9 protein-coding genes and 2 rRNA genes (1 of these 11 cut by a window edge) are annotated in these 11571 nt (G+C 65.7%); 3 read left to right on the top strand and 8 right to left on the bottom strand.

From position 1 onward, the window contains the following. Nucleotides 1-192: 192 nt before the first annotated feature. The 3 genes from DACI_RS12630 to DACI_RS12620 all read right to left on the bottom strand — a co-directional run bounded on the left by DACI_RS12630 (nucleotide 193) and on the right by DACI_RS12620 (nucleotide 3452). Complete coding sequence (locus DACI_RS12630) at nucleotides 193-1707, bottom strand: tripartite tricarboxylate transporter permease (protein ID WP_012204439.1); 1515 nt, start codon at nucleotides 1705-1707, stop codon at nucleotides 193-195. Beyond that, the gene (locus tag DACI_RS12625; protein WP_012204438.1) at nucleotides 1707-2276 is read right to left on the bottom strand and encodes a tripartite tricarboxylate transporter TctB family protein; all 570 of its coding nucleotides are present in this window, start codon (nucleotides 2274-2276) and stop codon (nucleotides 1707-1709) included. Before DACI_RS12625 ends, DACI_RS12630 begins: the two co-directional genes overlap by 1 nt. Nucleotides 2277-2492: 216 nt before the next feature. Continuing rightward, the gene (locus DACI_RS12620) at nucleotides 2493-3452 is read right to left on the bottom strand and encodes a Bug family tripartite tricarboxylate transporter substrate binding protein (RefSeq protein ID WP_012204437.1); all 960 of its coding nucleotides are present in this window, start codon (nucleotides 3450-3452) and stop codon (nucleotides 2493-2495) included. A gap of 100 nt (nucleotides 3453-3552) precedes the next feature. Here DACI_RS12620 and DACI_RS12615 point away from each other — a divergent pair, with 100 nt between their 5' ends. The 3 genes from DACI_RS12615 to DACI_RS12605 are packed head-to-tail and all read left to right on the top strand — an operon-like array spanning nucleotide 3553 to nucleotide 6247. Beyond that, entirely contained in the window at nucleotides 3553-4275 is a 723-nt protein-coding gene (locus DACI_RS12615; RefSeq protein WP_012204436.1) for a response regulator transcription factor, read from the top strand. 30 nt (nucleotides 4276-4305) lie between these two features. Continuing rightward, nucleotides 4306-5793 (top strand): sensor histidine kinase, encoded by a 1488-nt coding sequence (locus tag DACI_RS12610; protein ID WP_012204435.1) that lies wholly within the window; start codon nucleotides 4306-4308, stop codon nucleotides 5791-5793. 4 nt (nucleotides 5794-5797) lie between these two features. After that, the gene (locus tag DACI_RS12605; protein ID WP_012204434.1) at nucleotides 5798-6247 is read left to right on the top strand and encodes an RNA-binding S4 domain-containing protein; all 450 of its coding nucleotides are present in this window, start codon (nucleotides 5798-5800) and stop codon (nucleotides 6245-6247) included. A gap of 106 nt (nucleotides 6248-6353) precedes the next feature. On the opposite strand, the gene DACI_RS12600 is transcribed toward DACI_RS12605, so the two are convergent. The 5 genes from DACI_RS12600 to DACI_RS12580 form a co-directional block, all read right to left on the bottom strand. Then, a complete protein-coding gene (locus DACI_RS12600; RefSeq protein WP_012204433.1) occupies nucleotides 6354-7727 on the bottom strand; it encodes a uracil-xanthine permease family protein in 1374 nt (457 codons plus the stop codon). Between the two features lie 47 nt (nucleotides 7728-7774). Beyond that, nucleotides 7775-9202: a guanine deaminase gene (gene guaD / locus DACI_RS12595; protein ID WP_012204432.1), complete on the bottom strand. Its 1428-nt coding sequence runs from the start codon at nucleotides 9200-9202 to the stop codon at nucleotides 7775-7777. 19 nt (nucleotides 9203-9221) lie between these two features. Next, nucleotides 9222-9965 carry a 16S rRNA pseudouridine(516) synthase gene (locus DACI_RS12590; RefSeq protein ID WP_029733247.1) on the bottom strand — a complete coding sequence of 248 codons (744 nt, stop codon included), beginning with the start codon at nucleotides 9963-9965 and terminating at the stop codon, nucleotides 9222-9224. Between the two features lie 129 nt (nucleotides 9966-10094). Beyond that, nucleotides 10095-10207: ribosomal RNA gene (rrf, locus tag DACI_RS12585) — 5S ribosomal RNA — on the bottom strand. Nucleotides 10208-10333: 126 nt separating this feature from the next. After that, nucleotides 10334-11571, bottom strand: a 23S ribosomal RNA gene (locus tag DACI_RS12580) (it continues 1638 nt past the right edge of the window).

The following is an 11571-nucleotide window of genomic DNA, read 5'->3' as shown; positions in this document are numbered from 1 at the left end:
TTGAATGCCGCCTCACCAATGGAAGGACATATCGATAAATTTCCCATGCCATTGGTGCAATGGGCATGAGGCGCCTGCTGATCCGCATCAAGGCACGCCAATAAAAAAAGCCCCTGCCTCGGAAGGCAGGGGCTGTCAGGGGCCCGGGGCGCCATGCGTGACACCGCCGGGCCGGCTAGCAACGGGTTGGCATCAGCCGGCAGCCGCCTCCGGCGAGGGCTTGGGCTGCAGGCGCTTGAGCACGCGCGGCACGATGAGCACGCAGGCCACGATGATGATCAGCGTCAGCGACATGGGGCGCTGCAGGAAGATCCACCAGCTGCCTTCGCCGATGGACACGGCATTGCGCATCTGTGCCTCGGCCAGGGGGCCCAGGATCATGCCGACCACGACGGGCGCGGTGGGGAAGTCGAAGCGGCGCATGATCACGCCCAGCACGCCGATGCCGTACAGCAGGAACAGGTCGAAGGCGCTCTGGCGCATGCCGTAGGCACCCACGGTGGCGAAGATCAGGATGCCTGCGTACAACTGGGGACGCGGGATCTTGAGCAGCTTGACCCACAAGCCCACCATGGGCAGGTTGAGCACCAGCAGCATCAGGTTGCCGATGTACAGCGAGGCGATCAGCGCCCAGACCAGGGCGGCGGACGAGCTGAACAGCTGCGGGCCGGGGTTGATGCCGTAGTTCTGGAACGCGCCCAGCAGAACGGCCGTGGTGTTGCTGGTGGGAATGCCCAGGGTCAGCAGCGGGATCAGCGCGGCGGTCACGGTGGCGTTGTTGGCGGCCTCGGGGCCGGCCACGCCTTCGATGGCGCCCTTGGTGCCGAACTCGGCACGGTTCTCACCCTTGGCCAGCTTCTTTTCGGTGGCGTAGCTCAGGAAGGTGGGGATCTCGGTGCCGCCGGCAGGGATGCAGCCGAAGGGTGTGCCGATGACGGTGCCGCGCAGCCAGGCGGGCCACGAACGCTTCCAGTCGCGGCCGGTCATGTGCACGCGGCCCATCCTGTTTTGCGTATCGACGACCTTGCCTTCGTACATGGCGGCGTACAGCACCTCGGCCACGGCGAACAGGCCCACGGCCACGAGAACGATGTCCACGCCGTCCAGCAGTTCCATCTTGCCCATGGTGTAGCGCGCAGCGCCCGAGATCTGGTCCATGCCGATGCAGCCCAGCGCCAGCCCCAGGAACAGGGCCGTCATGCCGCGCAGCGCGCTTTGGCCGAGCACGGCACTGACGGTGGTGAAGGCCAGCACCATCAGCATGAAGTACTCGGGCGGGCCCAGCTTGACGGCAAAGTCGGCCACCGACGGCGCGAACAGCGTGACGACCACGGTGGCCACGGTGCCGGCCACGAAGGAGCCGATGGCGGAGGTGGCCAGCGCGGCGCCCGCGCGGCCGCTCTTGGCCATCTTGTTGCCCTCCATGGCCGTGACCATGCTCGCGGTCTCCCCGGGCGTGTTCAGCAGGATGGAGGTGGTGGAGCCGCCATACATGGCGCCGTAGTAGATGCCCGCGAAGAAGATCATCGAGGCGGTGACCTCGACCTTGGCGGTAATGGGCAGCAGCATGGCCACGGCCACGGCCGGGCCGATGCCGGGCAGCACGCCCACGGCCGTACCCAGGGCGCAGCCGACCAGAGCCCACAGCAGGTTGGCGGGTGTGATGGCGGTGGCGAAGCCCGCCATCAGTGCGTCAAAGATTTCCATTACAGCCACCCTGTCTCAGTCAGGCCCGGCAGGTTGATTGCCAGGAATTGCGTGAAGGCCCAGAACACGGGTGCCGAGATCAGCAGCCCGGTGACCACGTCCTTGACCCAGGTGATGGGTGCGCCCGCCTGGGCCTGGCCGCCAGCACGGCGCAGGCCCTGCACGGCCAGCACGTAGCAGACGGTGCAGCTGACGATGAAGCCCACGGTGCCGATCAGTGCGGCGTTGACCAGCAGGCCGGTCGACACCCAGACGAAGGCGCCGATGTCGGCGCGTGGATGGCCGCCAGGTGCGGAGGCTTCGCGGTAGCCGCCCGTGCGCGCCTCCCAGACCAGCCAGGCGCCGCAGACCGCGAGCACCACGGCGCACAGCCAGGGCAGGAAATTGGGGCCGACGCCGCCGTAGCCGGAGTCGGAAGGAATCTGCAGCGCGCCGAAGGCCAGGCCTGCAGCGACGAGCAGCACGCCAGAGCCGACGATGGTCTGCGCGCGAACCGAGGGAAAGCCGCTGGGCTCATCGGCCTGGGCGGCATCCGTGGCAAGTGGATTGGGTTGTGAGGACTCGGACATGGTCAGTTCCTGGCCGCAGCGGAACCGGCGACCGGGCCGGCCACCGCTGCAGACGTGGGGAAAAAATTAAGCCGCCGGGGCCAGGGGGCCGCTGGCGCGGCGCGCGGGCATCTTCCGCTTCTTGAAGCAGGCGCTGCGACTGGCGCCTGCCGTGGCCCGCAGGAGTGCGGGCCTGTGGCCGCACCAGCCCCGCAAGAGGCCGGTGCAGCCGTGCGATCACACCATGCCGGACTTGACCATGGTGGCGCGCAGGCTCGCGAACTCCTGGTCCACGAACTCGCCGAAGGCATCGCTGGCCAGCCACGCGGGCGTCCAGTCGTTCTTCTGCAGAGCCTCGGCCCAGGCCTTGCTCTTGGTGGCCTTCTCCAGCATGGCGACCAGCGCGTCGCGCTGGGGCTTGGTGATGCCGGGCGCGCCGTACACGCCGCGCCAGTTGCCGATCTCGACGTTGATGCCCTGCTCCTTGAGCGTGGGCACGTCCACGCCCTTCAGGCGCTGGCCCGAGGTCACGCCGATGGGCTTCATCTTGCCGGTGCTGATGTACTCGGCGAACTCGCTGAAGCCGCTGCCGCCCACGGTGACGTTGCCGCCCAGGATGGCGGAGATGGCCTCGCCGCCTCCACGGAAGGCCACGTAGTTGATCTTGGAGGGATCGACGCCGACTTCACGCGCGATCATTGCCGCCGCAATGTGCTCGGTGGAGCCGCGCGAGCCGCCGCCCCACTTGACGGAGCCCGGGTCCTTCTTGAGCTGGGCGATCACCTCGGCCATGTTCTTGAAGGGCGAGTTGGCGGGCAGCACGAACACGTTGTATTCGCTGGTCAGGCGCGCCAGCGGCGTGGCCTGCGTCAGGTTCACGGGCGGCTTGCCCGTGATGATGCCGCCCAGCATGACGGCGCCCATGACCATCATGGCGTTGGGATCGCCCTTGCTGCCGTTGACGAACTGCGCAAGACCGATGGCGCCAGCGGCGCCGCCCTTGTTGTCATAGGTGACGGAAGCAGCCTGACCAGCGTCCTGCAAAGCCTTGCCCAGGGCACGGCCCGTGGTGTCCCAGCCGCCGCCGGGGTTGGCCGGCAGCATCATCTTGACGGCGACCGCAGCCTGTGCGGACAGCGGCAGGCTGCCTGCGGCGGCCAGTGCGGCCAGCGACTTCAGAAAAGTATCACGACGCATGGTTTGACTCCTTGTGTTGTAAGGCTGTCGATGATCGGTTCGCTACCTGTCAAATGGCTGTCCAAACCCCTAGGGGAATCCCTAGATCGCTCTTGGCGCGATGGCCTGCATCGCGCCCGGTGCTAACGTGCGGGCCATGCAATTGCTGCTCGTAGAAGATGACAACGCCATGCGCACCACGCTGCAGCGCACGCTGATCCGGCGCGGCATCCAGGTGGAGACGGCGGCCGACGGCCCCTCGGCCCTGGCGCAGTGGCTGGTGCGCGAGCCCGACGCCGTGGTGCTGGATTTGAGCCTGCCCGGCCTGGACGGCCTGCAGGTGCTGGAGCGTGCGCGCGGCCAGGGCCTGCGCACGCCCGTGCTCATCCTGACTGCGCGCGGCACCGTGGGCGACCGCGTGCTGGGCCTGAACGCCGGCGCGGACGACTACCTGGCCAAGCCCTTCGACCTCGACGAGCTGGAGGCCCGGCTGCGCGCCCTGCTGCGCCGCAGCAGCGACAGCTTCGCGCCCAAGCCACCGCCCGAGACCATTGCCATGGGCGCGCTGCGCTACGACAAGACCAGCGGCGCCATCCACCGCGATGGCGAGATCATGGAGCTGACGCCCCGCGAGCTGGCCCTGATGCACGCCCTGCTGGCACGCCCCGGCCATGCCGTGGCCAAGGAGCGGCTGTTCGCGCTGGTGTTTCCCGGCGAGTCCGACGTGCAGTACGAGGCCGTGGAAGTGGTCGCCTACCGGCTGCGCAAGAAGCTGTCGGGCACGGGCGTGCAACTGGTCACGCTGCGCGGCCTGGGCTATCTGCTCAAGGCCGAGTCGGCCTGACGCATTGCCGCATTCCTGCACCGCAAGCCCATGCGCGACCCCGGTCTTCCCCTTCCCGCCCCCGCCCGCGCGCGCCAGCCCTGGTCGCTGCGCCGCCAGCTGCTGACGGGCATTCTCGTACCCGTCATTCTGTTCATTGGCTTCAATACCTGGAGCCTCTACCACCAGACGCTGGCTGCGCTGAACACGGCCTATGACCGCACGCTGCTGGCATCGGCCAAGAGCATCAGCGAGCAGCTGGATGTGACGGGCTATGACGAGTCCGCCCAGTTGCATGCCATCGTTCCCTACTCGGCGCTGGAGATTTTCGAGGCCGACAACCAGAGCCGCATGTTCTACCGCGTCTCCACGCTGGACGGGGAAATGGTGTCGGGCTTTGGCGAGCTGCCCATGTGGCACGGCGTCATCCCCCAGCGCCCGCCCTACGCGGCCCTGGTCGATTTCTATGACGCCCAGTTCCGCGGCCGGCCCGTGCGCATGGCCGTGCTGCTGCAGCCCGTGGCCAGCGCCAAGGGGCGCGGCATGGCCGTGATCCAGGTGGCCGAGACGCTGGAGCTGCGCGAGACCCTGGCCCTGCAGATCCTGCGCACCACGCTGGCGCGCCAGGCCCTGCTGGTGGCTGCCGTGGCGCTGATCGTGATCTTTGTGGTGCAGCGGGCCACCCAGCCCGTGCGCCAGCTCAGCAGCGACCTGCGCTCGCGCCCGCGCGGCGACCTGAGCCCGCTGTCGGCCCCCGCTGCGCCGCGTGAATTGCAGCCCCTGCTGGAGGCCATCAACCAGCTCATGCTGCGGCTGCGCCAGCTGCTGTCGGACCAGAAGCGCTTTGTGCGCGATGCATCGCACCAGTTGCGCACGCCGCTGGCCGTGCTCAAGGCCCAGCTGCAGTCGGCCCAGCGCGGCGATGTGCCGGCCGAGCAGGCCTTCGAGGAAATCGGCGCCACCGTGGACCGCGCCACGCGGCTGGCCAACCAGATGCTGGCGCTGGCCAAGGTCGAGCAGCTACGGCAGGAAGACAGCGCCGAGCCGGCGTCGCCCGCCCCCAGCCTGCTGGACGAAGTGGTGCGCGACGTGGCCATCGAACTGTCGCCGCTGATTGCCGAGCAGGACATCGACTTCTCCATAGACACCGAACCCTGCCCCGTGCCGGCCCATGAATGGATGCTGCGCGAACTCACGCGCAACCTGCTGCACAACGCCATACGCCACATGCCTGCGGCCGGCAGCCTGCACATCAGCGTGCACCAGGCCGGCAGCCAGGCCGTGCTCAGCCTGCGCGACAGCGGGCCGGGCATAGACAGCGATCTGGCCCAGCGGCTGTTCCAGCCGTTCTCGGCCGGCAATGCGCGCAGCGGCTCGGGCCTGGGGCTGGCCATCTGTCACGAGATCGTGCAGACGCTGGGCGGCGCCATCGAACTGCGCAACATCTACCGGCAAGGCCTGGTCTGCGGATTGCATGCGCACGTGGCGATTCCGCTGCAACCGGCCGCTGGCAAGCACCCCGCGCCGCGCGCACAATAACGCCATGACCGATATCGAATCCATGCGTCTGGACAAATGGCTGTGGTGCGCGCGTTTCTACAAGACGCGCAGCCTGGCGGTAGAAGAGATCGGCAAGGGCCGCATCACCGTCAACGGAGCCCTGGTCAAGCCCGCGCGCGAGGTGCGCTGCGGCGACACCGTGGCGCTGCGCCAGGGCCAGATTCCGCGCACCGTGGTCATTCGTGGCCTGTCCGGCATGCGCGGCCCCGCGCCTGTGGCCCAGGCCCTGTACGAAGAAACCGCCGCAAGCCTGGCCGAGCGGGAGCGCCTGGCCGAGCAGCGCCGGCTGGCGCCCGAGCCAGCCAGCAGCATTGCCGACCAGCACGACGGCCGCCCCACCAAGCGCGACCGCCGCCAGATCGACCAAGTGCGCGAGCGCGGCAGCTGGGACAGCCGCTGGAGCGCATCCATCGACGACCTGGACCGGCGCTGAATCCCGCGGCCCTGCCCGCCTCACGCCTCTTCCAGCAAAAAGGCCATGCGCAACCGCTGCGCATGGCCTTTTCTCATGGGTTTGCGGGCGCAGACCCCTGCGGCGTTCAGACCACCTGGTCCTTGGCCGGTGCGTCGTCCCCCTGCGCACGCGGCAGGATGAGGTTCATCACCATGGCGGCCATGGCCCCCACGGTCACGGCCGAGCCCAGCAGGTACTGCAGCATGTCAGGCAGGGTCTGGACCCAATCCTTGGGGGCCAGCGTGGCGAAGAAGGAGCAGATGATGGGCACGCCCACCACCAGCATGGCGCGCTCGTCCAGGCGCACATGGCGCAGGATGCGGATGCCCGCCATGGCAATGGTCACGCAGACCACGGCGAACATGCCGCCGATCACGGGCGAGGGAATGGCCGCAATCAGCGCCGAGAACTTGCCCAGGAAGCCCAGGCAGGCCAGCACCAGGCCGGCTGCAATGAAAACCATGCGGCTGGCCACGCCGGTGATGGAGATCACGCCCGCATTGGTGGAGTAGCCGGTGACCGGCGTGGCGCCGATCAGTGCGGCCACGCTGCAGCTCAGGCCCTCGCCCACGGCGCCACGGTCGAGCTGGCGGCTGGTGATGGGCTGGTTGATCACGGCCGAGACGGCGAACCAGGTGCCCGTGGTTTCCGCCATGACCACCAGATAGATCACGACAAAGGTCAGCACGGCAGGCAGGCTGAACTGCAGCGGGTAGTCGATGCCGGCCAGCTTTGGCAGCGTCAGCCAGGGCGCATCCGCAACCGGCTGCCAGGCGAACAGGCCCATGGCCCAGGCCACGGCCGTGCCGCCGGCCAGCGCGATGATCACCGACGACAGGCGCATCCAGCGGCCCAGCCGGTTGTCAAAGCGCAGGCCCAGCATCATGGCCGCGATCAGCAGCGCCGCCGACACCGAAGCCAGGGCACTGGACTGGTTGACCGTCATGCCGCCATGCACCGAGAACACGTTGGCGCTGAGCGCAATCGGCAGCAGCGACAGCCCCACCACGAGGATGATGGTGCCGCCGACGATGGGCGGCACCAGCCAGCGGATCACGCGGTGGAACCAGCCCAGCGCCCCCAGCGCAATGACGATCAACGCTCCCGGAATCAGCGCGCCATAGACCGCTCCCATGCCGCCGAAGCCACCGCCCGCGCCAAAGGCCACGGCCAGGATGGCACCCAGCGGAATGTAGGAAGGCCCTTGCGCAACAGGCATGCGCATGCACCAGGCGGTCTGGATCAGCGTGCCCACGCCTGCGGCAAGAAAGGTGGACTGGATCATGGACGCCGCATCGGCTTGCGACAGCGCCAGGGCCGAGGCAATGATGAAGGGCACGACATACACGTCCATGGCCATCACATGCTGCAGGCCCAGCAACAGGGCCTGTGACAGCGAGACGCGGTCGTCGGGGCGGGCGATCAGGCGCCCTTCGTAGGAGGAGGTCGGTTCGGTCATGGGACGGAAAAATGCGGAAAACGGCCGCAGCCTAAAGACTGCGGCGCTCAGACAGCAGTGACAGCGCTGACCGCGCTGGCGGCCTGGCGCCGGTGCACGCACTCGCCCTGCACCCAGGTGCTGGCCACATTGGCGCGCGTGGCGTGGTGGATGATCTTTTGCAGAATGTCGGCCGGGCCATCCGCGCCGGGCCAGATCTGGACATTGGAGTCAGGCCCCTGGCAGTCGATGGCCAGGGCGTCCATGGCGTGGCCGGGCTCGATGCGGCCAATCGGCAGGTCCAGCGCATCGCCCCCCGCCGCCGTGGCCAGCCACAGCGCAAAAACGTGGTCGATGCGGGCCTGCACGCCCTGCCCCACCCTGCCGCGCTGCGAAGCGCCAAGGGCCGGGTCAACCCCCTCATGCAAGGCCAGCGAGGCCGTCATGGCGTGGCGGCAGGCATCGAACATGCTGGGGCTGTAGCCGCCCGAGATGTCCGTGGCCAACCCCATGCCCAGGCCCTGCTCACGGCCGCTGCGGGCCGGGAACACGCTGTTGGCGAAATAGAAGTTGGACAGAGGGCAGTGCGCGACCGAGGCGCCCGTGCGCGCCATCAGCGCCACGTCATCGGCCGTGAGGAAGTTGGCATGGGCCACCACCGTGCGGCGCGTGAGCAGGCCGAAATCATGCAGCGCATGCGCATCGGTGCGGCCCTGGCGTTCCAGCACATGGGCATGCGCCCAGTCGCTCTCGGAGCAATGGGTTTGCACATGGGCGCCGGTGCGTCCAGCCAGGTCGCCCAGCCCGCGCAGCAGCTCGTCGGTGCACGAAGGAATGAAGCGCGGCGTGATCACCGGCAGCACGCGCTGCTGCGCGTTGTCCGGATGCTGGCGCAGCCAGTCGATGAAGCGTGCCGTCTCGGCAATGCCTTCGGCGGCGCTGCCGTCCTTGTAGTACGGGGGGCATTGCGACGGCTCGTCCATCGCCACCTTGCCCACCAGGGCGCGCTGGCCCAGGGCCAGGCAGCGTTCGGCCAGCACCTGGTTGCCCACGGCGTGGATGGTGCCGAAGTACATGGCCGTCGTCGTGCCATTGGCCAGCAGCGTGCGCACCACGCTGTCGTAGACCGATGTGGCAAAGCCGGCATCGCCGTAGCGCGCTTCCAGGGGAAAGGTGTACTCCTGCAGCCAGGTTTCCAGCGGCACATCCAGGGCCTTGCCGCTTTGCGGCCATTGCGGTGCATGCACATGCAGGTCCACCATGCCGGGCAAAAGGTACTGGCCCTCGGGCAGGCGCTGCAGCGTGCCTGCGGCCGCATGCGCGGCCTCCAGAGCGGCGCGGCGGGAATCACCGCGCTCCAGCACGGCATCGATCATGCCGCGGCTATCCACCATGATCAGCACGTCCTGCTGGATGCGCAGCGCATCCGGCACGGGCGCATCGAAAGCAGTACACAACAGGGCCCAGCCCCGGCCAGGGTCAGCGCAATTCATCATGGAAACGCGGCCCCCTGCCTCACTTGGCCTTGAGCTTGGCCAGGTCCTCGGCCGTCAACCATCGCCACTGGCCCGGCTGCAGGTCCTCGGTGAGCTCCAGCTCGCCGATCTTCCAGCGATGCAGGCCCTCGACGCGGTTGCCAACGGCCGCGATCATGCGCTTGACCTGGTGGTACTTGCCTTCGGTCAGCGTGAGGTCCAGCACATGCTCGCTCACCTGCTCGCAGGCAGCGGCCTTGACGGGCTTGGGGTCATCGTCGAGCACCACGCCGTCGAGCAGGCGCTGCACCTGGCTGGCATCGACCGGATGCTTGGTGGTCACGCGATAGATCTTGGGCACATGCTTCTTGGGCGAGCTCATGCGGTGGATGAACTGGCCGTCATCGCTGAGCAGCAGCAGGCCCGTCGTGTCTTGGTCCAGCCGCCCCACGGCCTGCACGCCCTGCACGGCGCCCTTGTTCGGACGCAGACGCAGCGGCAAAGGCAAAAGCGAGTAAATGCTCGGATAGGTCGACGGTTTTTGCGAGCACTCCGTGCCCGCAGGCTTGTGCAGCAGCACATAGCCCAGCGCGTGATAGGCCCACTCCACACCCTGCACGCGATAGCGCAGGCCTTCAGGATCGATGTCCTGCGTGGAGTCGAGGCAACGCACCCAGTCATTGGCCTCGGTGTCCCACAGTTCCACCCAGCCCTGCTGGACCAGTCCGGAACACACGCGGCGGATGCCGAACCCTTGGGAATACAGAATGTCTTGCAGTTGCATGTTCATCTTTCAAGCCGTCTGCGCCCACCATGGCGCACGCACATCGCGCAGGCGACGATACAAGTACTTCTGCGCAAACAAGCAAAAAACCCCGTAGCTTTGGGCTACGGGGTTTCTTGGGCTGTAAGAGCCTGACGATGACCTACTTTCACACGGGAACCCGCACTATCATCGGCGCAAAGTCGTTTCACTGTCCTGTTCGGGATGGGAAGGAGTGGTACCAACTTGCTATGGTCATCAGGCATAACTTGTTGTCATGCTGCTCATGGAGCAACACAACGAATTCATAGAGTCTGTAAATCAGCTTTGTATTTTGACTGCGCCTTACTTGGCATAACCACCTTGATGATCAACGTCATCAAAGTTATAGGGTCAAGCCTCACGAGCAATTAGTACTGGTTAGCTTAACGCATTACTGCGCTTCCACACCCAGCCTATCAACGTCCTGGTCTTGAACGACTCTTCAGGGGGCTCAAGGCCCCGGCAGATCTCATCTTGAAACGAGTTTCCCGCTTAGATGCTTTCAGCGGTTATCTCTTCCACACTTAGCTACTCGGCAATGCCACTGGCGTGACAACCGATACACCAGAGGTGTGTCCACTCCGGTCCTCTCGTACTAGGAGCAGGCTTCCTCAAATCTGCAGCGCCCACGGAAGATAGGGACCAAACTGTCTCACGACGTTTTAAACCCAGCTCACGTACCTCTTTAAATGGCGAACAGCCATACCCTTGGGACCGACTACAGCCCCAGGATGAGATGAGCCGACATCGAGGTGCCAAACACCGCCGTCGATATGAACTCTTGGGCGGTATCAGCCTGTTATCCCCAGAGTACCTTTTATCCGTTGAGCGATGGCCCTTCCATACAGAACCACCGGATCACTATGTCCTGCTTTCGCATCTGCTCGACTTGTCAGTCTCGCAGTTAAGCACGCTTATGCCATTGCACTATCGTCACGATGTCCGACCGTAACTAGCGTACCTTCGAACTCCTCCGTTACGCTTTGGGAGGAGACCGCCCCAGTCAAACTGCCTACCATGCACTGTCCCCGATCCCGATAAGGGACCTGGGTTAGAACCTCAAACGCACCAGGGTGGTATTTCAACGTCGGCTCCATGAGAACTAGCGTCCTCACTTCAAAGCCTCCCACCTATCCTACACAGATCCGTTCAAAATCCAATACAAAGCTACAGTAAAGGTTCATGGGGTCTTTCCGTCTTTCCGCGGGGAGATTGCATCATCACAAACATTTCAACTTCGCTGAGTCTCTGGAGGAGACAGTGTGGCCATCGTTACGCCATTCGTGCAGGTCGGAACTTACCCGACAAGGAATTTCGCTACCTTAGGACCGTTATAGTTACGGCCGCCGTTTACTGGGACTTCAATCAAGAGCTTGCACCCCATCATTTAATCTTCCAGCACCGGGCAGGCGTCACACCCTATACGTCCACTTTCGTGTTTGCAGAGTGCTGTGTTTTTATTAAACAGTCGCAGCCACCGATTTTTTGCAACCGCTTTGGGCTCCCTTTGTTCAAGTTCACCTACTTGCGGCATACCTTCTCCCGAAGTTACGGTATCAATTTGCCGAGTTCCTTCTCCAGAGTT

This window comes from Delftia acidovorans SPH-1, assembly GCF_000018665.1.
In the GTDB taxonomy this organism is placed as follows: Bacteria; Pseudomonadota; Gammaproteobacteria; order Burkholderiales; family Burkholderiaceae_C; genus Comamonas; species Comamonas acidovorans.
The sequence above is the reverse complement of the archived record's forward strand: the minus strand, read 5'-3'. Positions and strand labels throughout refer to the sequence as shown.

What these genes read in the sequence shown, in the direction of transcription:
- DACI_RS12630 (WP_012204439.1), bottom strand. Translation starts at nt 1,707, where the DNA reads ATGGAAATCTTTGACGCACTGATGGCGGGCTTCGCCACCGCCATCACA.
- DACI_RS12625 (WP_012204438.1), bottom strand. Translation starts at nt 2,276, where the DNA reads ATGTCCGAGTCCTCACAACCCAATCCACTTGCCACGGATGCCGCCCAG.
- DACI_RS12620 (WP_012204437.1), bottom strand. Translation starts at nt 3,452, where the DNA reads ATGCGTCGTGATACTTTTCTGAAGTCGCTGGCCGCACTGGCCGCCGCA.
- DACI_RS12615 (WP_012204436.1), top strand. Translation starts at nt 3,553, where the DNA reads ATGGCCTGCATCGCGCCCGGTGCTAACGTGCGGGCCATGCAATTGCTG.
- DACI_RS12610 (WP_012204435.1), top strand. Translation starts at nt 4,306, where the DNA reads ATGCGCGACCCCGGTCTTCCCCTTCCCGCCCCCGCCCGCGCGCGCCAG.
- DACI_RS12605 (WP_012204434.1), top strand. Translation starts at nt 5,798, where the DNA reads ATGACCGATATCGAATCCATGCGTCTGGACAAATGGCTGTGGTGCGCG.
- DACI_RS12600 (WP_012204433.1), bottom strand. Translation starts at nt 7,727, where the DNA reads ATGACCGAACCGACCTCCTCCTACGAAGGGCGCCTGATCGCCCGCCCC.
- guaD (WP_012204432.1), bottom strand. Translation starts at nt 9,202, where the DNA reads ATGATGAATTGCGCTGACCCTGGCCGGGGCTGGGCCCTGTTGTGTACT.
- DACI_RS12590 (WP_029733247.1), bottom strand. Translation starts at nt 9,965, where the DNA reads ATGCAACTGCAAGACATTCTGTATTCCCAAGGGTTCGGCATCCGCCGC.